The following is a 21,883-nucleotide window of genomic DNA, read 5'->3' on the forward strand; positions in this document are numbered from 1 at the left end:
CTGTCGAACTCGGGCGGGCAGCCCGCTTTGGGATACGCCGTGTTCCCGCATTAGATAGCGCAACACGTCGATATCGGAGGCGTCGGGTAGCGGTCGATGCGTTTCATCATGAGCCTCGATGAATTCTCCCAGGCGCACGGCCAGCCCGGCCCCACATCCTGAAATCATCATCAGGCGCCGGCGGCGTAGGCGTACAACAAGGCTTATCGTGATGCTATAGTTGATGCTTAAACGCATCAAATCTTATGCGAAGGTATGAATCATGCGTACGACTGTCACCATTGACGACGCGCTGTACGAGCAAGCGTTGGAATTTGCCGAGCCGGGCATGGACAAGCCATCGGACCTCTTGAGGGAAGCGATGAAGACCTATGTGCGAGTGCAGGCGGCCCGTCGCCTGTCTGCCTTGGGTGGCGCAGCCCCCGACATGCCGGAAATACCGCGCCGGCGCGAGGAGCCCACGGCCCGATGAGTGTGCTTATCGACACCTCGGTATGGGTGGATCATTTCAGGAAGCGAAACGATACGCTGGTCGAGCTGATCGAAATGGACCTGGCGCTGAGCCACCCTATGGTCCTGGCGGAGCTGGCCTGCGGGACACCGCCTGCACCACGGACTCGGACGCTGCACAGCATCGGCCTGCTGCGGCCCTGCAACCAGGCCGGCCTGCGCGAGGTGGTGGATTTTATCGAGCGGGAATCCCTGTATGGCTTGGGGTGCGGTTTGGTCGACATGTGCCTGCTTGCCTCGACGCTCATCACGCCGGGTGCACAGTTATGGACCCTGGATAAGCGTCTTGCGGATATGGCGGGGCGGTTCGGGGTTGCCTATCAGATGCCCGTACATTGATTGGGCGGTCGAGCAGAGGAAGTTAGCCAGGCCATGAAGCACTCTCTGCCCGGTCAACCGATACCCTGAGTAAGGAAAGCTGAGTGGAGCGTGATCTGATTCGATTTGGACTGGCGCTCAAATCCATCAAGTCGACCAGTCTTCCAGGCGCAAGCCCGGAACACGCTCGAATTCACGCGCGTTGTTGGTCACGATGATCAACCCCATGGAGCGGGCATGCCCTGCGATCATTTGATCGTATGGCCCAATGGGTTTTCCCATCTTGGCGAGCTCCGCTCGTATTTGTCCCGTATGGGATGCCGCTGCCGTGTCGTACGGCAAAACTTCGAGACGGGCTGCGAAGCCCTCTATCACATGCAGATTATGTTCCGGATGGCTCGACTTCTCGGCTCCGTAAATCAGCTCCATGAGGGTGATCGTGCTGATGCATAGGCGCTCATGGTGTCGTTTGAAGGCTTCTCGCACTTGTCTTGGTTTGTTCTTGATCGTGAAGATACAAATGTTGGTATCCAGCATGTATTTCAGCATCAGAAGGCTTCTCGCTCTTGCTCTTCCGGCTGTTCACGGTCGGCCATGAAGTCCGCCGTGACACTATCTTCATCGAACCAGCTGTCCCAAGACTCTCCGGCGGGCGTGATGATCCGTGTTCGGCCCATGGCAATGATCTCGACACGTTTTACATCGTCTGGAAAAGCCGCTGCTTTGGGCAATCGAACCGCCTGAGTGCGATTGGATTGAAATACGGAACCCTGTGCCATGATGGTTACCTCGCGGTGTATACTCGCCGTATATGGCATACGGTAGTCATAAGTTGGGGTATACGCAAGGTATATGCCTAGGTGAGTAGGGATGCGCGACTCCGCACGCTCCGGTTCGGCCCCCACGGTCAACTTCCGTTAGAATATCCGCTTTATCCAATGGGAATTCAGTCAAGCCCATGAAGCACTCTCTGCCAGAGCGTCCCCGGCACATCGGTATCCTGCGGCTGTCCGCGCTGGGCGACGTCTGCAACCTGGTACCGACGGTGCGTGCCCTGCAGCGCCAGTGGCCCGAGGCGCGCATCACCTGGATCGTCGGCAAGGCCGAGCACGGCCTGCTGAATGGTCTGTCCGGCGTCGATCTCGTCGTGTACGACAAATCCACCGGCTTCAAGGGTATGCGTGAGCTATGGCGCCAGCTCAAGGACGTGCGCTTCGACGTGCTGTTGCACATGCAGCAGGCGCTGCGGGCCAGCGTGCTGTCGCTGGGCCTCAAGTGCGACGTGCGGGTGGGCTACGACAAGGCACGGGCCAAGGATTGGCAGCACTGGTTCACGCATCGCCAACTCATGCCGCACCCCAAGGCGCACGTGCTGGAATCCTTCATGGACTTCGCACGCCTGCTCGGCGTCGAGGATACCCGGCTCGACTGGTCGCTGCCGATCCCGGCGTCGGCCTACGACGAAGCTCGCCAACTGAGCGGCGACGCGCCTTATCTGGTCATCAGCCCCTGCGCCAACCCGCGTCTGCGCAATTTTCGCAACTGGTCGGCGGAAGGTTATGCCGCAGTGATCGAGCACGCCTGGCAGCGCCATGGCCTGAAAACCGTAATGAGTGGTGGCGGCAGTCGCCAGGAGCGCGACATGGGCGAACAGATCCGGCGCCTGAGCCCGAACGTCGAGATCGTCGATGCCATCGGCCGCACCTCGCTGAAAGGGCTGCTGGCACTTTTGGACAGGGCGCGGGCGGTGATCGCGCCGGATTCCGGCCCGGTACATATGGCCAATGCGCTGGGTACGCCGACGCTCGGCCTGTACGCTACCACCAACCCGGATCGCGCCGCGCCTTATTGCTGGCGCGAATACGTCGTCAATCGCTATCCCGATGCCGTGCGCCGCTACCTGCAGAAAGCGCCCGAGGATGTGACCTGGGGCACTCGCGTGCGTCATGCCGATGCCATGGCGCTGATTACCCTCGATGATGTGGTCGGCCACCTGGACCGGCTGCTGGATGCCACCGCCGACACCGCCCCCGTGATGGAGCCACCGCATGAAGGTTGATCTCTCGCAATTGGAGCGTGCCCGCCTGCTGGTGGTGGGCGACGTGATGCTCGACCGCTACTGGCACGGTGGCACCTCGCGCATTTCCCCGGAGGCGCCGGTGCCGGTGGTCAAGGTGGAGGATGCCGACGACCGCCCGGGCGGTGCCGCCAACGTGGCGCTCAACATCGCCTCGCTGGGCGGCCATGTCAGCCTGGCCGGCGTGGTCGGCGACGATGACAACGCCGATCGCCTCTCGAGCGCGTTGGAAGCGGCCGATGTGAGCGTTCACTTGCAGCGCAGCCCAGACGTTCCCACTATCACCAAACTGCGGGTGATGAGCCGCAACCAGCAGCTGATCCGCCTCGACTTCGAGTCGCCGTTGTGGAACGTCGATACCGCGCCGCTCACGGCCAAGGTCGAGCGTGCGCTGGCGGAGGCCGATGTAGTGATCCTTTCCGACTACGGCAAGGGCAGCCTCAACCGGGTCGAGATCTTGATCGCCGCGGCGCGCCGTGCCGGCAAGCGGGTACTGGTGGACCCCAAGGGGGGCGATTTCAGTCGCTACCGTGGCGCCAGCGTGATCACCCCCAACCTGAGCGAGTTCGAAACGATCGTCGGCCCCTGTGCCGATGATGCCGAGCTGGCCGGGAAGGGCGAGCGTCTGCGCGCGGAGCTCGAGCTGGAAGCGTTGCTGATTACCCGCAGCGAACGCGGCATGACGCTGATTCGCGAAGGCTATGAACCGCTGCATCTGCCCACTCACGCCCGCGAGGTATTCGACGTCACCGGTGCCGGCGACACCGTGATCGGGGTGTTGGGACTGGCACTGGCGGCGGGCCACGGCTATAGCGAGGCGGTGATGCTGGCCAACCTGGCTGCCGGGCTGGTGGTGGCCAAGCCCGGTACCGCCGTGCTCTCGGTGGCGGAGCTCTACACTGCACTGCACGGCGACAAGCTGGCCGAGTTCGGCGTGATCGACGAAACGCCGTTGATCGAGGCGGTACGCGCGGCGCAGGCGCGTGGCGAGAAGGTGGTGATGACCAACGGCTGTTTCGACATCTTGCATGCCGGCCACGTCGCTTATCTGGAGCAGGCCCGGCGGCTCGGCGACCGGCTGGTCGTCGCGGTCAACGACGACGCTTCGGTGGCGCGGCTCAAGGGGCCCAAGCGACCGATCAACACCTTGGCGCGAAGGGCGCAGGTGCTTGCCGGCCTGGCCGCGGTCGACTGGGTGGTGGCGTTCAGCGAGGATACCCCGGCGCGGCTGATCGAGGCGGTGCTGCCGGATTTGCTGGTCAAGGGCGGCGACTACCGTCCCGAGGAGATCGCCGGTGGCAAGGCGGTGATCGCCAACGGCGGCGAGGTCAGGGTGCTGGGCTTCGAGGACGGGGTCTCGACCACCACCATGATCGATACCATTCTCGACCGCGAGCGCTGATTAAGCTTTGTCTGAAAAATCGACGAGCGATGGCCAGACAAGGCAAAAATCGGCGAAAAAGCGGAGTTTACGAGGGTGTAAATGAGCATTTGGAGCCGATTTTTAACGCTGTATGGACGAGCGCAGGCATTTTTCAGACAAAGCGTAGCGATGACGCCATGGCTTGCGCGTCGGCTTTATACGCTGCTGCTTTATCTCTTTTCGCCACTGATCTGGTGGCGGGTGTGGCGTGAGTGGTTACCTACCCACGCCCGCCGCGAACGCCTTGGCTTCATTCCGGCGACCCGCGAGCACCGTTGCCTCTGGCTGCACGCCGCCTCGGTCGGCGAAGTGGTCACGGCGACCCCGCTGATTCGCGCCCTGCTTGCCGACCATCCCGGCCATGCCCTGGTCGTCACCACCATGACCGCCACCGGCGCCGAGCGGGTGCGCCAGACCTTTGGCGATAGCGTGCGCCACCATTTCCTGCCGCTCGACTTTCCCGGCGCCACCCGACGCTTCCTGCGGCGCCTCGATCCGCAACTGGCGATCATCGCCGAGACCGAACTGTGGCCAAACCTGCTGGCCGCCTGCCGGCGTCGCCAGATACCGGTAGTGGTTGCCAACGCCCGCTTGAGTCCGGGGGCCTTCCGCCTCTATCGCCGTTTCGCCACGCTCAGCCGTGGCATGCTCGAAGACGTGACCTGGATCGGTGCCAAGTCGCCGCGGGATGCCGAACGCTTCGTCGAACTCGGTGCACCGCCGTCTCGGGTGGCGGTCACCGGCGCGCTGAAATTCGACTTGAGCCTCGACGACCGGGTGCGCAAAGAGAGTGAGCGCTTACGCGAGCAGTGGGGCCGGCGCCCGGTATGGATCGCTGGCTCTACCCATCCTGGAGAAGACGAGCAGGTGTTGGCGGCGCATGCCCGGCTGCGCCGACGCTTTCACGACGCGCTGTTGATCCTGGTGCCGCGCCATCCGCAGCGCTTCGATGACGTCGACGCTCTGTGCCGGCGGTACGGCGAGCAAGTCACGCGCCTGAGCGCCAACGAATCCGTGACGACCCGGACCACGCTGCTGCTGGGCGACACCATGGGCGACTTGATGAAGCTCTATGGCTGTGCCGACGTCGCCTTCGTCGGCGGGTCTCTGGTGCCGATCGGCGGGCACAACCTGCTCGAACCGGCCGCCCTGGGTGTGGCGGTGGTGAGCGGTCCGTATCTCGACAACCTGCGCGAGATCGCCGATACGCTCGCGGAGAGCGGGGCACGGCTCGAAGTGAACGACGCCGACAGCCTTGGAGAGACATTGATCGCGCTGCTGGGGAACGACGACCGACGCAGCCGGCTGGGTGAGGCGGGCCGCGCCGTGGTGGCCGCCAACCGTGGCGCGCTGGCGCGGACCCGCCAGAAGATCGAAGGGATATTGAGCGAAGCGTCGTTATTGGAAAGATCGCTACCGAAAAGTTAAAAACCTTCCAACACGACCTTACCCCTTGCTCGGCTGCTCTCGAGCAATGCGTGTGCCTGCTTGAGATTTTCCGCGTTGATCGGCCCCATCGTTTCGGTCACGGTGGTCTTGACTCGACCCTCATCGACTAGTTCGGCCACGCGATTCAGTATCGATCCTTGTTCGTTCATGTCGGATGTCTTGAACAGCGAGCGGGTGTACATCAACTCCCAGTGTATCGAGATGGATTTACGCTTGAATTCGTCGATGACGAACTGCTCGGGGTCGTCGATCAGTCCGTATCGCCCTTGTGGGGCTATCAGTTCGATCACTTCCGACTTATGACGCTCGCTATGGGTGGTGGAGAACACGAATCCCGGCGCTCCCAGCCCGAGGCTTTCGACCTGGGCCGCGAGCGGTTGGCTGTGATCGATGACGGCATGAGCGCCGAGCCGTTCGACCCATTCCCGGGTCTCCGGGCGGGATGCGGTGGCGATGACGGTCAAGTCGGTGAGCGCGCGCAGTAGTTGGATGGCGATCGAGCCGACGCCGCCGGCGCCACCGATGATCAGGATCGCGTTCGCGGCACCGGTTACCGGTCGCTCGACTTCCAGGCGCTCGAACAGCATCTCCCAGGCGGTTACCGATGTGAGAGGCAGGGCCGCTGCCTCGGCGAATCCCAGCGACTTTGGCTTGTGACTCACCAGGCGCTCGTCTACCAGATGATATTCGGCGTTGGTGCCGGGGCGTTCGAGTTCGCCGGAGTACCAGACCTCGTCGCCGGGCTTGAAGCCCTCGACGCCATCGCCAACGGCCTTGACGATACCGGCCGCGTCCCAGCCCAGCACTTTCCAGCCATCGGGTTCCGGCGACACGTTCGCTCGCACCTTGGTATCGACCGGATTGACCGATATCGCTTTGACTTCGACCAGCAAGTCGCGCGGCGAGGGCATGGGGACCTCTTGCTCGATATCGACCAGCGAGTCGGCGCGATCGATCGTGCCCGGTGTCTTATAGGCTACGGCCTTCATGACATGTCTCCCGTTGTGAGGTTCTGTTGTGAAGCCTAGTGCAAGAACATAGAGTAAAAATCCAACCGTGTAATACACACAAAAAACGCTACTAGTATCAAAAAGGATACCGCCATGGCCAAGACTCTCCACTCCCGCTTCGATTGCACACCAGGCTGCTCGGTGGAGGCGGCAGTCAGCCTCATCAGTGGTAAGTGGAAGTGCGTCGTGCTTTGGTACCTTCTTGAAGAAGGGACGCTACGCTTCAACGAATTACGGCGAAGAATCGAAAACATAACCCAGCGCATGTTGACCAATCAGCTACGTGAGCTGGAAATCGATGGGTTGATACACCGCGAGGTCTACGCGCAGGTGCCGCCGAAAGTGGAGTACAGCCTCACGCAGCGGGGACGCGAACTCACGCCGATCCTGATGGCCTTGAAGGCATGGGGCGATGCGCATATCGACCTGTTCGGCAAGGACGGGATCGCGGGGAAACCCTATGCGGTGGCCGCCGACGAGGGAGCGTGAGGCGGCAAATACCGTAAGGTGAACGACCGATGAGAGATAGGGTCCGACATGTCAGACGCTTGTCACGGAAGCCTTCGATAATCCTTGGCTTTCAACAGTCGTTGCACCATACGGATCAATCACTCGGTATCGCGTCATGGACCTACGCTTCAAGAGCCGCAAGCTGCGCTTCTATGCGGGCGGCTTGGCCAGCCTCATGCTGCCCGACGGCTTCTATCGTCAACGCCTGGAGCGCGAGCTGAACGCCTTGCCGGTGTCGGAGATCGATGCCCTGCTGCCGCGGGTCGACTATTACAACCGCCTGGCGGTGCCTTTCGAGCCGGGCGAAACGGCGGTGCGCATCGGCGATTTCCGCTACGAGCGGCGCGGCGCCTACTTTCTCGATGCCAAGCAGGTTGCGCGCCATTTCGATCCCGAAATGCGCTTCGCCTACCGTTTCGGTGATGTCACCTGGAACTGCGAACATCCCGCCTTCGTCAAGAGCCGACCGATCTGCCGCGAGGCGCATGACGGTCAACCGAGCAACGCCAACAACCTGCTGCTCAAGCTCAACAGCGTGCGCCACTTTCACTTCGTCGACGACCGCCTGCGCTTTGCCGACAAGAAGCCCGGCGTGGTCTGGCGCGGCAAGTGCTTCCACGAGCATCGCGCGGCAGTGCTGCGCGAATTCTGCGACCATCCGCGCATGGATATCGGCCAGAGTCATGCCGAGCGTCGCCATCAGCGCGATTACCGACCGTTTCTCTCCATCGGGGAGCAGCTGCGCTACAAGTTCGTGCTGAGTCTCGAGGCAAGGACGTCGCCACCAATCTCAAGTGGATCCTCTCCTCGAACTCGCTCTGTTTCATGCCACCGCCGCGATTCGAAACCTGGTTCATGGAGGGCACGCTCGAGCCCTATGTGCACTACGTGCCGCTGGCCGAAGACTGCAGCGACCTCGAGGAGAAGATGGATTACTACCTCGCCCATCCGCAGGAGGCCGAGGCAATCATCCATCATGCCAATGCCCACGTGGCGCAGTTTCGTGATGCCCGGCGTGAACGGTTGATCGGGCTGCTGGTGATGCGCAAGTATTTCGCGCTTTCCGGCCAACTCGCGGCCGAGCCTTCTCCCTTGATCCGCTCGCGCGCGGTGCGAAACAACTGGGCGTGACCCGTGCCGCCTCGTCGGCTGGCGACTTCCGACCGGCAAGCATTGTACGCATGCCGTGGCTGCGACGACGGGTCTCTGGCGGCGATTCGGAGATTCACTACCCTAAGGGAAGATTCCGTCCGCCGCGAGAGTGATGCCATGCGAGTCACCGTCTATAGTACCCAGCCATACGATCGCCAGTTCTTCGATGAGATCCGCGACGCGCATTTCGGCGACGCCGGCCTCGAATGGATCTACCAGGAAACGCGCCTGGATGGGCAGACCGTGGCGTTGGCGGAGGGCAGCGAGGCGGTCTGTGTGTTCGTCAACGACTGCCTCGACGCCGAGGTGATCGAAGCGCTCGCCGCGCTGGGTGTCCGCGCGATCGTGCTGCGCTGCGCCGGTTTCAACAATGTCGATCTCGACGCGGCACATCGCCTGGGGCTGTTCGTGGCCCGGGTGCCGGCCTATTCGCCGGAAGCCGTGGCCGAGCACGCGCTGGCGATGATCATGACGCTGAATCGCAAGACCCACCGTGCCTTCAATCGCGTGCGCGAGGGCAATTTCGCCCTCGATGGCCTGCTGGGCGTGACGCTCCACGGCAAGACCGCCGGCGTCGTCGGTACCGGCCGCATCGGGTTGTGCATGGCGCGGATTCTGCAGGGACTGGGATGCGAGGTACTGGGCTACGATCCTTATCCCAGCGGGGCCTTCAAGGCCTACGGCGAAATGGTGCCACTGGAGGCGCTGCTGGCGAGATCCGATATCGTCACGCTGCACTGCCCGCTGACCGAGCAGACGCACCACCTGATCGATGCCGAGGCGCTGTCGGCGATGAAGCCGGGGGCAATGCTGGTCAATACCTCTCGTGGTGCGTTGATCGACACGGGCGCCGTGATCGCGGCGCTCAAGTCGCGCCAGCTGGGTGCCCTGGCGATCGATGTCTACGAGCAGGAGAGCGAACTGTTCTTCCACGACCACTCCGCGGAGATCATCGACGACGATCTGTTCGCCCGCCTGGCGAGTTTCCCCAACGTACTGATCACCGGCCACCAAGGCTTCTTCACCGTCGAGGCGCTGCGCGAGATCGCCCAGGTGACCTGCGCCAACCTGGTGGCCTTCTCCCGCGGACTGGAATGTCCCAACCGATTGTGAGCCGCGCCAGCGATCGACCGGCCCCCTTCACGCAGGCTCAGCGGGTAAGGCGTTCGACGCCGCTCTCGCTGCCCAGCAGCAGCACGTCGGCCGGGCGCTTGGCGAACAGGCCGTTGGTGACCACGCCGACGATCGCATCCAGTTGCGCTTCCATCGCTTCCGGCTGGTCGAACAGCTTGTCGTAGCCGTCGAGAATGCGGTTGCCGTTGTCGGTCAGCACGCCTTCGCGATAGACCGGGGTGATCCCCAGCTTGACCATCTCGCGAGCCACGTAGGAACGTGCCATCGGGATCACTTCGATCGGCAGCGGAAAACCGCCCAGCACCTCGACCCGCTTGCTGGCATCGGCGATGCAGATGAAGCGTTCGGCGCAGGCGGCGACGATCTTCTCGCGGGTCAGTGCCGCGCCGCCGCCCTTGATCATGCGCAGCTTGGGGTCGATTTCGTCGGCACCGTCGACGTAGACCGGCACCGTGCCGACGTGGTTGAGTTCGAGCACATCGATGCCGTGGGACTTGAGGCGCTCGGCGGTGGCCTGGGAGCTGGCGACGGCGCCGCGGAAATCGTGCCGCCGCTTGGCCAGCAGGTCGATGAAATGGTTGGCGGTGGAGCCGGTGCCGATACCGATCACTGCGTCGGGCGTCAGTAAGTTGTCGATGTCTTCGAGGGCAGCAGCGGCAACGGCGCGCTTGAGGTCATCCTGGGTCATGTCGATTCCGGCAGGCTGAGAGGGAGTTCGAGGCGTTGGCTCGGCGGACAGTATAGGGCAAGCGCCCATCGCTGCCGATGGCGCTGGACGCTCGGGGCCGGCGTCTGTTAACAATACCGGTCCACTATCACCCGTCTTTCCAAGAGTCTCCTTGGGCGGGAGCGCTGCACGCCAGGACACACATCCATGCTACTCGAAGACATCGTCAAGAAGATCCTCCAGGCCCGGGTCTACGAAGCGGCCCGGGAAACGCCGATATCACCGACACCCTCCCTCTCCCGCCGTTTTTCCAATCGCATTCTGATCAAACGCGAGGATCTGCAGCCCGTCTTTTCGTTCAAGATTCGCGGTGCCTACAACAAGATGGCGCAGCTGAGCGACGAGCAGAAAGCCAAGGGCGTGATTGCCGCATCCGCCGGCAATCATGCTCAGGGCCTGGCGATGGCGGCGCGCCAGATGGGCGTCAAGGCGGTGATCGTGATGCCGCGCGTGACCCCGGACATCAAGGTCGCCGCGGTGCGCGGCTGGGGCGCCAGAGTGGTGCTCAAGGGCGATGCCTTCGGCGAGGCGCTGACGCATGCCCGGGAACTGATCGCCGAGCACGGCTACACCTACATTCCGCCCTACGACGACGAAGACGTGATCGCCGGCCAGGGTACGGTGGCGATGGAGATCCTGCGCCAGCATTCCGGTTCGCTCGATGCGGTGTTCGTGCCGGTGGGCGGCGGCGGCCTGCTGGCCGGCGTGGCGGCCTATATCAAGTATCTGCGCCCGGAGATCAAGGTATTCGGTGTCGAGGCCGAGGATTCGGCCTGTCTCAAGGCGGCACTGGACGCCGGCGAGCGGGTGACGCTGGAACAGGTCGGCGTGTTCGCCGAAGGCGTGGCGGTGGCCCAGATCGGCGAGGCGCCGTTCGAGATCCTGCGCCATACGGTGGATGGCGTGATCACGGTCAACACCGACGAAATGTGCGCCGCGGTCAAGGACACCTTCGACGACACCCGAGCGGTGTCGGAGACCTCCGGCGCGCTGTCGCTGGCGGGGCTGAAGAAATACATCCAGCAGACCCAGGTGCGCGACCAGACACTGTTGTGCATCAACTCCGGCGCCAACATCAATTTTGACCGTCTCCAACATGTCGCCGAACGCACCGAACTCGGCGAGCAGCGCGAGGCGATTCTGGCCGTGGAAATCCCAGAACGGCCCGGCAGCTTCAAGCAGTTCTGTCGCGTCATCGGCCGGCGCATGGTGACCGAATTCAACTATCGCTATGCCGACGCCAGCGGTGCCCATATCTTCGTCGGCGTGCAGGTCAAACCCGGCGGCGAGGATCGCGCCGAGGTCATTCGCAAGCTGCGCGAGGCCGATTATCCGGTGGAGGATCTCACCGATAACGAGCTGGCCAAGTTACATATTCGTCATCTCGGCGGCGGGCGTCCCAAGGAGAGCTTCGACGAAGAGGTCTATCGCTTCGAATTCCCCGAACGCCCCGGCGCATTGATGAACTTTCTCACGCACTTGCCGGCGGATTGGAACATCTCGCTATTTCATTACCGGAATCACGGTGCCGCCTATGGGCGGGTACTTGTCGGGTTGCAGATGCCCAACGGCGATCGGGCGCATGCCGAGGAGCATTTCGAGCGTATTGGCTATCGCTACTGGAAGGAAACCGACAATACGGCCTACCGCTTGTTCATGGCCTGAGCCGGCACTCCCCCCATTGCCTAACTACCTTAGCCGCCGGCCTCCTCGAGAGGCCGGTGGTGTTTAAAAGCCAAAAATAGCTGCCAATAAGGTATTAATTCTTCCTTCAATCTTTTTTTGTAAAAGCCGATAATGTTTGGTAACGAAAAAAGACGTCATTCTGGCTAGAAACCGTCTTGTCAAGATTTCAGCCTGACCCTATAGTCGTGCGCGTTGCTGCGGGGGGCAGCGGCCGAACCGAACGTAGTGGAGTCGAGATGAAACGCAAACCCGACCTGGTGATGGCATTGGTACTGATTTTTGGCGTAGGTGTGGTCGCAACGGGTTACGCACAGACAATGCTTGGCGTTTAAATTTGGTTCTCGGAACCTTTTAAGGCCACGCCGTCGATGCCCGCGGCATCGATTCTGACGGCCGGCAGCGCTTTGGCGCTGCCGGCCGTCGTCGTTTCTGGTCGCTCATGGCAGATTCCACTCAAGCTTCCGTGCGTCGTGGACGAATGGTCTGCCGGTCGCTGACGACGGCGTCCAGCGGTACGTCCCAACTGGCGACGGGCAGCGCCGGGACGCGTTGGCAATCGTGGGCCAGGCCAATCAATACGGGGGCTGGGCGCCGCCAGCGGGCAAAGGCAAAGGTGCGATCATAGAAGCCGCCCCCCATGCCGATGCGCTGTCCATCGCCGTCGAATCCTACCAGTGGCATCAACACCGCATCCAGCGCCCAGGCCGGCAGGCGATTGCTACGTCGGGCACCGAAGCGGGTATCCGGTTCGGCGATGCCGAAGCGGTTGCGGGTCATGCGGGTCCCGGCGTGATAGTGAACGAACCACAACCGGTTCTCGACCAGCGGCCGCAGGACGGGCAGGTAGATCCGTGCGCGGCGACGACGCAACCAGTCGATCAATGGGCGCGGGTCGATTTCGCCGTCGTTGGGCAAGTAGAGGGCCACGCGGCGGGCTCGCTGCAATTCGGGAAGGCGTTTGAGGTGTCGGCAGAGTGCCTGCGAAGCCAGGCGCTGCTGGCGCGGACTCAGCGCGCGACGGCGCTGGCGCAGACGGCGACGCAATTCGCGCCGATCGGCGTGATCATCGACGGGTCTATCAGCGGTAGACGCGTCAAACGGCGATGTCGTGATCGACGATGAAGACAAAAGAGTTCCCCAGAGTGCCGCTGTCGTTCTGGCCCTTGAACCCATTGGTTCAAGGTGGGTGGCCGCAGGCAGGCCTTCAGGCTTTCCGTCGCGCGGACATGCACACGGGCCTGCCTAGCTATTGGCCCCCTGGGTACTGCGCATAGGCTCGAGGGACTTGTAACGACTGGCGAACACCCCAGGGAACGGTACTATCGTAGCAGAGGGTGTCCTTTTGCCCAATCAAGGATCCAAATCCAAGAGAGAGAAAGCACGGAATCCCGCTCCGCGCGAAGCGGTTCACGCGGAAGGTTCCTGCTCTCTCGACGGCTCTCCGACCTTGGCCAGCGCGCGTTCCAGGCGTTCGCCGAGCTCGTTGAGCGTTTGTTCACCGGCGCGGTTGGCATCCAACGCCGTGAGCAGTTCATGGGTAATGTTGAGCGCCGCCATGATGGCGATCTTCTCCGCGCCCAGTACCTTGCCGCGGGCGTGAATGCCATGCATGGCGCGATCCAGGTAGCGGGCGGAGCGCTTCAACTGGTCCTGTTCTTCCGGCGGGCAGGCGATCACGTAGGGTTTGCCCAGCAGGATGACTTCGGTGGTGGGGCGAGACGTGTCGCTCATGGTTCGCTCCGGGGGTGGGCCGTGAAGACCGATGCGGTAAGATGGCGGGCGCTAGCGTCGCGTGTCGATCGGCCGCTATCTCGATGTCAACGCCTCGACGACAATGCTTCGATGGCGAAGCCCCGACGCCGGCCGGCGATTTTCCATGCTGGCGACTATGCTGGGGGCTGCGGCCGCTTACCGCCGCGATTGATCAGTCACTATAGAGAGCCGTTCACAGCCGGTCAACGCGGTGCTCGTCGCGATTTTCATGCACGCCTGCCGGTACGCAACGGCCCTCAATTACGGATGCCGACATGTCGATCATCAACGAGCAGCTCGATTTTTCCACCGTCGCCAATGTCTTTCTCGCCCACGGCAGTCTGCAGTCGCCGGCGTTTTTCGATGGCCGGCTCTGCGCCGAGCTGGCGCTGCATGACCTGAGCGCCGAACGCTGGCTGGAGGAAGTCAGCCTGGCGCTCAACGTCGAACAGCCCGACAGCCGCGAGGATGCCGATATCCTGCTCGGCTGGCGGCGCCAGACGCTCGATGCACTGGCCGCCGCCGAGCTCAACTTCGAGCCGCTGCTGCCCGATGAGCTGTTCTCGCTGGCCGAACGCGCGCAGGGGCTCAAGGAGTGGACGCAGGGCTTCACCGAGGTGGTCAACGAAGTCGATGGCGAGACCTATGAGCGATGGTCGCCGCCGCTGCGGGAAGCGCTGGAGGATCTGGGCCAGTTGGCGGCGATCGAGGTCGATATCGCCGACGATGCCGAGAACGAGAACGACCTCTTCGCCCTGACCGAGCACGCCCGCATGGCGGCGATGCTGCTCTACACCGAGCAGCACCCCGGGCAGCCGCAAGTCGAGCAGGTCGAGGGCGGCGGTGACGACGAGACGCCGCCGCAGACCCACTAGGGAAACAGGAAACACCGCTGACAAGGAGAACGCATGCTACCCGAGCCCCTGCCGCGCCCGGCGCCCATCTCGCAGGAGGAGTTCGCCGCCCGGCGCGAGCGCCTGATGGCCGAATTGCCGGAAGATGCCGCCGTACTGCTTCCCGGCGCCACGCTGAAGACGCGCAACCGCGACAGCGACTACCCCTTTCGCCAAAACAGCGATTTCCATTACTTGTGCGGATTTCCCGAGCCCGATGCGTTGCTGGTATTGCTGCCGGGTCGCGAGGCGGGGGAAGCGATCCTCTACTGCCAGGAAAAGGATCCGCAGAAGGAGGCCTGGACCGGTATTCGTATCGGCCCCGAAGGCGCGGTGCGCGACTACGGCATGGACGAGGCCTTCGACAATACCCAGCGGGCCAATCTGACCGAGTTGCTGGATGGGCGCCGGGCGCTCTATCTGCCGCTGGCGGATGCCGCCGCCATGGGGCTGGCCGAGAGCGTGCGCAGCCAGTTGAGCGCTCGGGTCCGCCGTGGTGCGGTCGCCCCCACGCGCTTCGCCGACGTCAGCGAACTGATCCACGAGCTGCGCCTGACCAAGAGCGAGAGCGAGCTGGCGTTGATGCGTCACGCCGGCCATATCACCGCGCTGGCGCATCGTCGCGCCATGCGGGCCAGCCGGCCGGGGCGCTTCGAGTACCAACTGCAGGCGGAGATCGAGCACGAATTCGTCTGGCACGGCGCCCGCGCACCGGCGTACGGCACCATCGTCGGCGGTGGCGCCAATGCCTGCGTGCTGCACTATGTCGAGAACGCCGACTTGCTGGCCGACGGCGACCTGGTACTGATCGACGCCGGTGGAGAGTTCGACCTTTACGCCGGCGACATTACCCGCACCTTCCCGGTCAACGGCCGCTTCAGCGAGCCGCAGCGCGCGCTCTATGATGTCGTGCTGGCGGCCGAGGAGCGCGCCGTGGCGACGGTGAAGCCAGGCGTCACCCTGGAATCCATCCATCAGGGCGTGGTGCGCGACCTCACCGCCGGGCTGATCGAACTGGGCCTGCTGGAGGGCGAACTCGACGAGTGCATCGAATCGCAGCGTTATCGGCGTTTCTATCTGCACTCGACCTCCCACTGGGTGGGGCTGGACGTTCACGATGTCGGCGACTATCGGGTCGATGGTCAATCGCGACCGCTGGAGCCGGGCATGGTGATCACCATCGAACCCGGGCTCTACATCCCGGATGCCGAAGACATTCCTTCGGCCTATCGTGGGATCGGCATCCGCATCGAGGATAATGTTGCGGTCACCGCCGAGGGTGGCGAAGTGCTGACGGCCCAGGTACCCAAGGCGGCCGATGAGATCGAAGCGCTGATGCGGGAGCGGGATTGATCGATTTTTGATCGGCATCGAATACGTCTCGATAATTACGTAACCGGTGTAGGCCGCCTGTAGGCTGCGTATATAGAGACTTTGGAATTCCCAATCGTAATGGAGTGGCTGGCGCAGATGTCCCGAACGCAGCAAGCAACCACGGTGGACGTGGCGATCATCGGTGGCGGCCTAGTCGGCGCCAGCCTGGCCTGTGCCCTAGGCGCGATGGCCGAGCGGGACGGCCTGCGGGTGGCGATCATCGAAGCGCAGCCGCTGCCCGCCGCTGGAATGCAGGCGTATCAGCCGAGTTTCGACGCCCGCGCCAGCGCCATTGCCCATGGCTCGCGGCGACACTTCTCCCGTTTGGGCTTATGGCCGGCGCTGGCGACCGAAGCGGCGCCGATCCGCCATATTCACGTCAGTGAACGCGGCCGCCTGGGCGTGACGCGGCTGCATGCCGATGAACTCGGCGTCGACGCGCTCGGCTACGTCATCCCCAACGCCTGGATGGGTCAGGTACTGCATCGCCGGCTAGAGACCCTGCCGATCGACTGGTACTGCCCGGCGCGAGTCGAGACACTGGAAGCCACCGGCGCGGGTCATCGGCTCGAGCTCGACGACGGCCGCATGCTCGAGGCGGGGCTGACGGTACTGGCGGACGGCGGTCGCTCGGGGCTCAAGGAGCGGCTCGGCATCGCCAGCGACCATCATCCCTACGACCAGACCGCGCTGATCGCCAACGTGGAAATCAGCCGCGCCCACGGCGGCTGGGCCTTCGAGCGCTTCTCCCGCGAGGGGCCGATGGCACTGTTGCCGCTCGGTGGCCGGCGCATGGAACTGGTATGGACCCATGGGCCCGCCACCATCGACGAGACCATGGCGCTCCCGGACGCTCGCTTTCTCGAGCGCCTGCAGCAGGCGTTCGGCGATCGCGCGGGACGCTTTCGGCGCGTCGGCCAGCGCCACGCCTATCCGCTGTCGCTGGTGACCGCCCGCGAGACGATCCGTCCTCATCTGGCGATCCTGGGCAATGCCGCCCACACCCTGCATCCGGTCGCCGGGCAGGGCTTCAACCTGGCGCTGCGCGGCGTCATGGATCTAGTCTCCGCCATCGAGACGGCGGGGCGCGACGGCCGTTCGCCGGGCGACCCGCGCACCCTGGCGGCGTTCGAGGCCCGCCGCGCCGGGGACCATCGCCAGATCGTGCGCTTCAGCGACGGCCTGATCCGGCTGTTCGGCATCGATAACGCGGCGATGAGCCATGCCCGCGCCGCCGGCCTGATCGGACTCAACACACTGGGACCGCTGCGGCGGGCGTTGGCACGCCGTGCCATGGGTATCGAACGTTAGGAAACACTGTCTAAATGGCTGCGCNNGCTCCGTGCGCCTTGCGACGGAGTGCCGCCCACTTCATCCTGCTCGCCGATTTATTCAGCCTTTCCTTAGGGAGCCGGAAGATGGAAAAAAACGATAGCGACGTGCTGATCATCGGTGGCGGCCTGGTCGGTGCCACGCTGGCGATCCTGTTGGGCGATGCCGGCTGGCAAGTGGACGTATTCGATGCCGCGCCGCCATCGCATGCCGACGAGACCCTGGGCAAGGGGCCGCCGGCACTGCGCGTCAGCGCGCTGACCGCCGCTTCGCAGCGGCTGCTGGCCTCGTTGGATGTCTGGCCGTGGCTCGTGTCCCATCGCGTCTCGGCTTATCACGGCATGCAGGTATGGGATGCCGAGGGCAGTGGCGAGATCCGTTTCGATGCCGAAGACGTCGGTGTCGATGCCCTGGGCCACATCGTCGAGAACGACCTGCTGCTGGCGGTACTCAGGCGGCGTGTCGAGGTGTTGCCCAATGTCGTCTGGCATCACGGCGTACGACTGACCGGCTACGCACGCGACGATCAGCGGGCCACAATCAAGCTCGACAACGGCGAACGCCGGCAGGCGCCGCTGATCGTTGGTGCCGACGGCGCCCGCTCGCCGCTGCGTTCGATGGCTGGAATCCCGGTCTGCGAGCGCGATACCGGCCAGGCCGCCGTGGTCACCAGCGTGAGAACCGAACATGGCCACGGCGGTATCGCGCGCCAGGCGTTCCTGCCCACCGGCCCGCTGGCATTCCTGCCCTTGATGATCGACGGGCGGGACGACCACTGTTCGATCGTCTGGTCGACCACGCCGGCCGAGGCCAGCCGCATGACCGCGCTGGGCAAGACCGGACAGAGCCGCGTCACGCTGGGGGATGAACTCGCGAGCGCGCTCGGCGCCCGCCTGGGCCGGGTCGAGGTGATCGATATCGCGCCGCACTTCCCGATAGCCCAGCGCCATGCCGGGCGCTATGTCGACGATGGTCTCGCGCTGGTGGGGGATGCCGCCCACAGCCTGCACCCGCTGGCCGGGCAGGGCGTCAACCTGGGGCTGATGGACGCGGCGGTGCTGGCCGAGGAGTGGGTTCGCGCCCGGCGGCGCGGTGCCGAGCCCGGCGATCCGCGCATCCTGGCCCGCTACGAACGCCGCCGGCGCAGCGAGAACGCGGCCATGCTCGCCGCCATGCAGGGTTTTCAGCGCCTGTTCGGCAGCCACCAGCCGGCGCTGCGGCTGGCGCGCAACTGGGGGCTTTCCGGTGTCGACCGATTGATGCCGCTCAAACGGCTATTGATCCGTCAGGCGCTGGGAGAATACGGCGATTTGGCCGAACGCTGTCGGTGAGTCGCTTGGATGCGATCAATTACCGTCTCGATACTGGTCTCGAATGGCTTCCAGTAGCGATAGCAATTCGGGAATATCATCCCGAATAATGCTCCAAATCGTATCGTTGTCGATGCCCAGGTAGGCGCCACTCCCTATCGCCGACCTTATTGTCGGACATGATGAGCCTCACGTTCGATAAAGGGCCTCAATTCGGGTCTTAGCGCCTTATCGGTTACCAGATCGACGGGCCTTTCCAACAGGTCTTCCAGATAGAACTGTACGCCGAAATAGCGTGCCGAGGTCGCCGGCCCATCGAAGCTGACCAGAATGTCCACGTCGCTATCCGGCCCGGCCTGGTCGTGGGCGAACGAGCCAAACAGTGCCAGCGACTTCACTTGAAAATCGGTGGCCGGGATCGGCAAATGTTCATGCAGCAACTGCAATGTCCGTGCTCGATTCATGACTCTTCCTCTCTTTGACCTCACCATCCTATTCTTGATGGTCTTCATTGGCCGGGCCAATCCAGAAGGCTTACTCGGCCGGCGCCGGCTGAGGTATTGCCCGCTCTCCTTGCGGCCTTTGCACCACGTTGAGTGCCTTGAGCAGGTTGAGCGCTTCGCTCAGTTGGTAGTCGTCGGCGGCGATCGGGGTATCGGCGTTGTCCAGTGCCTCGCTCGGGTTGGCATTGAGCAGGTGCCCACGCAGGTTGGATTCGCGCAGTTGGAACCCGGCATGGTCATCGACTTCGAGACGTCCGCGCACCACGTGCACGTCCGGAGTGATGCCCTCGGCCTGGATCGAGCGGCCGCTGGGCGTGTAGTAGCGCGCGGTGGTCAGCTTGAGACCGTCGCCGTTGCCCAGCGGCAATACCTGCTGGACCGAGCCCTTGCCGAAACTCCGCGTACCCATGAGCACGGCGCGGTGCTGATCCTGCAACGCACCGGCGACGATCTCGGCGGCCGAGGCGCTGCCGCCGTTGATCAGCACCACCAGCGGCACCTCCGGCGCCGTGGTATCGGCGTGGGCGGTGAAGCGCATGTCATCGTCGGCCAGGCGGCCCTTGGTATAGACGACCAAACCGCTGGAGAGGAACTGGTCGGCGACCTCGACGGCGCTGGAGAGCACGCCGCCGGGGTTGTTGCGCAGGTCCAGTACCAGCCCGTTCAACGGCTGCTTGGCGCTCAGCGACTCTAGGGCTTCGCGGGTCTGGGTGCCGGTACGGCTCTGAAACTGGCTGATGCGCAGGTAGCCGTAGCCGGGTTCCAGCAGGCGGCTCGAAACGCTTTCCGACTGGATCGACTCACGCTCGAGGGTCAGTTCGCGGGGCTCCTGTTCGTTGCCGCGCAATAGCGTCAGCTCGATCTCGGTCCCTGGCTCCCCGCGCATCAGATCGACGGCTTCCTGCAACGTCAGGTTGTCGGTCGGCGTGCCGTCGATGGCGACGATGCGATCGCCCGGCTGGATTCCGGCGCGGGCGGCCGGGGTGTCGTCGATCGGGGCGATGACGGTGAGCTGACCGTCGCGCAAGCCGACTTCGATCCCGACGCCGCTGAACTCTCCTTCGGTGGTCTCGCGCAACGCTTCGAAAGCGTCGGCGTCGAGGTATTCCGAATGTGGATCGAGCTGACTGAGCATGCCCCGCATGGCGTTGCGCAGCAGTGTCTTGTCGTCGACCTCTTCGACGTAGGCGCGCTTGATCCGCTCGAATACCTCGGCAAAGGTCTGTACATCTTCGATCGGTAGATCGCTGGCGGCATCCTGCCCAGTAGTCTGACTGGCAGCGTCGCTTTGCGCCTGTACCGCCGGTGCCAGGCCGGCGACTGCGAAGACCAGCAGCAGCGAGCCGGCGAGCGTACGGGGATAGGCGGAACGACGGTGCCTTGCGTTCAGGCTGCTTGGATTCATGCGATCTCCGCGACTCAGGGGGACATTGGCGTGACGGAACGGTGTTTGATAACTCTCAGCATAGCGTTTAGAGATGCCGATGATCCAGCGCGGCGGCCTCGCGATCGCCGCTGACGCGCGTTCAGCGGCGCGCAATCCACCGGTTGGGGTTGATCGGATCGCCGTTCTGGCGTACCTCGAAGTAGAGCGCGGGCTGCGATTGCCCGCCGGTATTGCCGACGGCACCGACGGTCTGGCCATTGGCGACCTGTTGCCCGGGGTCGACGGTGAACTGCTGCAGGTGGGCATAGAGCGTGAGGATGCCATCGCCGTGGTCGAGAATCAGCAGGTTGCCGAAGCCGCGCATCCAGTTGGCGAATACCACTCGCCCGGCATGCACCGCCTTGACCGCGGTACCCGCCGGCGCGCCGATCAGGATGCCGTTGCGATTGACGCCATCGCCGCTGCCGTAGCTCGATAGCATCGAGCCCTGCACCGGCCACGGCAGGTCGCCACGGGTCTTCTGGATGTCGGTCGAGGGCGGCGGCTTTTGCAGATTGGCGAGCTCTTTCTGCATGCGATCGAGTAGCCGCTCGACGTGGGCGCGGTCTTGATTGAGATCCTCGAGGCGCGACTGCTCGCTGTCGTAGCGCGCGTCGAGCTTGGCCACCAGCGCCTTGCGCTCACGCAGGTTCGAAGCCAGCCGCTGGCGCTGCTGTTCCAGGTCGGCGTGCACCTCGTCCAGCCGTGTGCGGCGCTGCTCGATGGCCGCCAGATTCTCGTCCAGCCGCTGGTTGAGCTCTCGCAACTGCTCGAGCCGTTGCTGTCGCGCCGATGAGAGGGCATTGAGATAGTGCTGCAGGCGGTCGACCTCGGCCGGATCGTCCTGGTTGAGCAGCAGCTTGAGTTGCGGCGTGGCGCCCAGCCGATAGAGCGCGTCGAACTGCCTGGCCAGGGCCTGGCGCTGCTGCTCGCGCTCGGCGTCGAGGGTCTCGCGCTGACGGTCGAGCGTTGCGACCTCGTCGTCCAATCGGCGCCGCTCGGCCTGGAGTTCGTCCATCCGCCGGTGGGTGTCGCCGATCGCGGTTTCGACCTGCTTGAGTTCGTCCTGGGCATCGCCGCGCGCTGCCTGGGTGTCCTCCAGCTTGCCTTGCAGCGCCTGGATATCGGTGGCCAGGCTGTCGAGACGCGCGCGGGCTTCCTGCGGATTGGCCTGGCCGAAAACCGGACCGGCCAGCAGCAGGCTGCCGGCCAGTAACAGTACGACCTTCCAGCGCTTTCGCCCGGCCCTTGCCAAGGCGTCCTGATATCCGCGCATCACGCCGGGCGGCGTCCGCGT

23 protein-coding genes, 1 other RNA gene and 1 pseudogene are annotated in these 21,883 nt (G+C 63.9%); 13 read left to right on the forward strand and 12 right to left on the reverse strand.

From position 1 onward, the window contains the following. Window positions 1–237: pseudogene (locus DOM57_RS22030) on the reverse strand (hypothetical protein); the annotation flags it as partial. A 25-nt stretch (window positions 238–262) separates the two neighbouring features. Here DOM57_RS22030 and DOM57_RS09595 point away from each other — a divergent pair. Both DOM57_RS09595 and DOM57_RS09600 read left to right on the forward strand, forming a co-directional pair. After that, complete coding sequence (locus DOM57_RS09595) at window positions 263–472, forward strand: type II toxin-antitoxin system VapB family antitoxin (protein WP_110648991.1); 210 nt, start codon at window positions 263–265, stop codon at window positions 470–472. After that, the gene (locus DOM57_RS09600; protein WP_110648992.1) at window positions 469–849 is read left to right on the forward strand and encodes a type II toxin-antitoxin system VapC family toxin; all 381 of its coding nucleotides are present in this window, start codon (window positions 469–471) and stop codon (window positions 847–849) included. The genes DOM57_RS09595 and DOM57_RS09600 overlap by 4 nt, the downstream gene beginning before the upstream one ends. Before the next feature lie 126 nt (window positions 850–975). Here the strand turns inward: DOM57_RS09600 and vapC are convergent, their stop codons facing one another. Next, complete coding sequence (gene vapC, locus DOM57_RS09605; protein ID WP_110648993.1) at window positions 976–1,377, reverse strand: type II toxin-antitoxin system tRNA(fMet)-specific endonuclease VapC; 402 nt, start codon at window positions 1,375–1,377, stop codon at window positions 976–978. Then, the gene (gene vapB, locus DOM57_RS09610; RefSeq protein WP_110649048.1) at window positions 1,377–1,607 is read right to left on the reverse strand and encodes a type II toxin-antitoxin system VapB family antitoxin; all 231 of its coding nucleotides are present in this window, start codon (window positions 1,605–1,607) and stop codon (window positions 1,377–1,379) included. Before vapB ends, vapC begins: the two co-directional genes overlap by 1 nt. A 179-nt stretch (window positions 1,608–1,786) precedes the next feature. Between vapB and DOM57_RS09615 the strand changes: the two genes are divergently transcribed. From DOM57_RS09615 to waaA, 3 genes are all read left to right on the forward strand, one after another. Further along, window positions 1,787–2,887 carry a glycosyltransferase family 9 protein gene (locus tag DOM57_RS09615; protein ID WP_110648994.1) on the forward strand — a complete coding sequence of 367 codons (1,101 nt, stop codon included), beginning with the start codon at window positions 1,787–1,789 and terminating at the stop codon, window positions 2,885–2,887. Beyond that, window positions 2,877–4,307 carry a bifunctional D-glycero-beta-D-manno-heptose-7-phosphate kinase/D-glycero-beta-D-manno-heptose 1-phosphate adenylyltransferase HldE gene (gene hldE, locus DOM57_RS09620; protein WP_110648995.1) on the forward strand — a complete coding sequence of 477 codons (1,431 nt, stop codon included), beginning with the start codon at window positions 2,877–2,879 and terminating at the stop codon, window positions 4,305–4,307. Before DOM57_RS09615 ends, hldE begins: the two co-directional genes overlap by 11 nt. A 150-nt stretch (window positions 4,308–4,457) precedes the next feature. Further along, window positions 4,458–5,756, forward strand: coding sequence for a lipid IV(A) 3-deoxy-D-manno-octulosonic acid transferase (gene waaA / locus DOM57_RS09625; protein WP_110648996.1), 1,299 nt, complete (start codon window positions 4,458–4,460; stop codon window positions 5,754–5,756). On the opposite strand, the gene DOM57_RS09630 is transcribed toward waaA, so the two are convergent. Next, window positions 5,753–6,766, reverse strand: a complete 1,014-nt coding sequence (locus DOM57_RS09630) for a zinc-binding alcohol dehydrogenase family protein (protein WP_110648997.1) — start codon at window positions 6,764–6,766, stop codon at window positions 5,753–5,755. The genes waaA and DOM57_RS09630 overlap by 4 nt on opposite strands. A gap of 114 nt (window positions 6,767–6,880) precedes the next feature. Here DOM57_RS09630 and DOM57_RS09635 point away from each other — a divergent pair, with 114 nt between their 5' ends. Beyond that, the gene (locus tag DOM57_RS09635; protein ID WP_110648998.1) at window positions 6,881–7,276 is read left to right on the forward strand and encodes a winged helix-turn-helix transcriptional regulator; all 396 of its coding nucleotides are present in this window, start codon (window positions 6,881–6,883) and stop codon (window positions 7,274–7,276) included. A 142-nt stretch (window positions 7,277–7,418) separates the two neighbouring features. On the opposite strand, the gene DOM57_RS22035 is transcribed toward DOM57_RS09635, so the two are convergent. Next, window positions 7,419–7,997 carry a hypothetical protein gene (locus tag DOM57_RS22035; RefSeq protein ID WP_204352919.1) on the reverse strand — a complete coding sequence of 193 codons (579 nt, stop codon included), beginning with the start codon at window positions 7,995–7,997 and terminating at the stop codon, window positions 7,419–7,421. Between the two features lie 125 nt (window positions 7,998–8,122). Here DOM57_RS22035 and DOM57_RS22270 point away from each other — a divergent pair, with 125 nt between their 5' ends. Then, window positions 8,123–8,428: a glycosyl transferase family 90 gene (locus DOM57_RS22270; RefSeq protein ID WP_239496169.1), complete on the forward strand. Its 306-nt coding sequence runs from the start codon at window positions 8,123–8,125 to the stop codon at window positions 8,426–8,428. A 138-nt stretch (window positions 8,429–8,566) separates the two neighbouring features. Further along, window positions 8,567–9,562, forward strand: a complete 996-nt coding sequence (locus tag DOM57_RS09645) for a 2-hydroxyacid dehydrogenase (protein ID WP_110648999.1) — start codon at window positions 8,567–8,569, stop codon at window positions 9,560–9,562. 37 nt (window positions 9,563–9,599) lie between these two features. Here the strand turns inward: DOM57_RS09645 and rpiA are convergent, their stop codons facing one another. Continuing rightward, window positions 9,600–10,271, reverse strand: coding sequence for a ribose-5-phosphate isomerase RpiA (rpiA, locus tag DOM57_RS09650; RefSeq protein ID WP_110649000.1), 672 nt, complete (start codon window positions 10,269–10,271; stop codon window positions 9,600–9,602). A 186-nt stretch (window positions 10,272–10,457) separates the two neighbouring features. On the opposite strand from rpiA, the gene ilvA reads away from it, so the two are divergent. Next, window positions 10,458–11,975, forward strand: coding sequence for a threonine ammonia-lyase, biosynthetic (ilvA, locus tag DOM57_RS09655; RefSeq protein WP_110649001.1), 1,518 nt, complete (start codon window positions 10,458–10,460; stop codon window positions 11,973–11,975). A 474-nt stretch (window positions 11,976–12,449) separates the two neighbouring features. On the opposite strand, the gene DOM57_RS09660 is transcribed toward ilvA, so the two are convergent. The 3 genes from DOM57_RS09660 to DOM57_RS09670 all read right to left on the reverse strand — a co-directional run bounded on the left by DOM57_RS09660 (window position 12,450) and on the right by DOM57_RS09670 (window position 13,727). Continuing rightward, on the reverse strand, window positions 12,450–13,040 hold the full coding sequence (locus tag DOM57_RS09660) for a 5-formyltetrahydrofolate cyclo-ligase (RefSeq protein WP_239496170.1): 591 nt from the start codon (window positions 13,038–13,040) through the stop codon (window positions 12,450–12,452). An 86-nt stretch (window positions 13,041–13,126) separates the two neighbouring features. Further along, window positions 13,127–13,312: non-coding RNA, 6S RNA (gene ssrS / locus DOM57_RS09665), on the reverse strand. A gap of 91 nt (window positions 13,313–13,403) precedes the next feature. Further along, window positions 13,404–13,727: a cell division protein ZapA gene (locus tag DOM57_RS09670; RefSeq protein WP_110649002.1), complete on the reverse strand. Its 324-nt coding sequence runs from the start codon at window positions 13,725–13,727 to the stop codon at window positions 13,404–13,406. 296 nt (window positions 13,728–14,023) lie between these two features. On the opposite strand from DOM57_RS09670, the gene DOM57_RS09675 reads away from it, so the two are divergent. The 4 genes from DOM57_RS09675 to DOM57_RS09690 all read left to right on the forward strand — a co-directional run bounded on the left by DOM57_RS09675 (window position 14,024) and on the right by DOM57_RS09690 (window position 18,678). Beyond that, on the forward strand, window positions 14,024–14,623 hold the full coding sequence (locus tag DOM57_RS09675) for a UPF0149 family protein (protein ID WP_110649003.1): 600 nt from the start codon (window positions 14,024–14,026) through the stop codon (window positions 14,621–14,623). A 33-nt stretch (window positions 14,624–14,656) separates the two neighbouring features. Then, window positions 14,657–15,994 (forward strand): Xaa-Pro aminopeptidase, encoded by a 1,338-nt coding sequence (gene pepP / locus DOM57_RS09680; RefSeq protein ID WP_110649004.1) that lies wholly within the window; start codon window positions 14,657–14,659, stop codon window positions 15,992–15,994. 117 nt (window positions 15,995–16,111) lie between these two features. After that, window positions 16,112–17,326 (forward strand): 2-octaprenyl-6-methoxyphenyl hydroxylase, encoded by a 1,215-nt coding sequence (gene ubiH, locus DOM57_RS09685; RefSeq protein WP_110649050.1) that lies wholly within the window; start codon window positions 16,112–16,114, stop codon window positions 17,324–17,326. 107 nt (window positions 17,327–17,433) lie between these two features. Further along, window positions 17,434–18,678 carry a UbiH/UbiF/VisC/COQ6 family ubiquinone biosynthesis hydroxylase gene (locus DOM57_RS09690; protein WP_110649005.1) on the forward strand — a complete coding sequence of 415 codons (1,245 nt, stop codon included), beginning with the start codon at window positions 17,434–17,436 and terminating at the stop codon, window positions 18,676–18,678. A 146-nt stretch (window positions 18,679–18,824) separates the two neighbouring features. Here the strand turns inward: DOM57_RS09690 and DOM57_RS09700 are convergent, their stop codons facing one another. The 3 genes from DOM57_RS09700 to DOM57_RS09710 form a co-directional block, all read right to left on the reverse strand. Beyond that, window positions 18,825–19,121, reverse strand: coding sequence for a nucleotidyltransferase family protein (locus DOM57_RS09700; RefSeq protein WP_110649006.1), 297 nt, complete (start codon window positions 19,119–19,121; stop codon window positions 18,825–18,827). A 70-nt stretch (window positions 19,122–19,191) separates the two neighbouring features. Beyond that, window positions 19,192–20,565 carry a S41 family peptidase gene (locus DOM57_RS09705; protein ID WP_110649007.1) on the reverse strand — a complete coding sequence of 458 codons (1,374 nt, stop codon included), beginning with the start codon at window positions 20,563–20,565 and terminating at the stop codon, window positions 19,192–19,194. A 121-nt stretch (window positions 20,566–20,686) separates the two neighbouring features. After that, window positions 20,687–21,862 (reverse strand): murein hydrolase activator EnvC family protein, encoded by a 1,176-nt coding sequence (locus tag DOM57_RS09710; RefSeq protein ID WP_110649008.1) that lies wholly within the window; start codon window positions 21,860–21,862, stop codon window positions 20,687–20,689. Between the last annotated feature and the right edge of the window lie 21 nt (window positions 21,863–21,883).

The sequence above is a fragment of the Salinicola peritrichatus genome, assembly GCF_003206715.1.
Lineage (GTDB): Bacteria > Pseudomonadota > Gammaproteobacteria > Pseudomonadales > Halomonadaceae > Salinicola > Salinicola peritrichatus.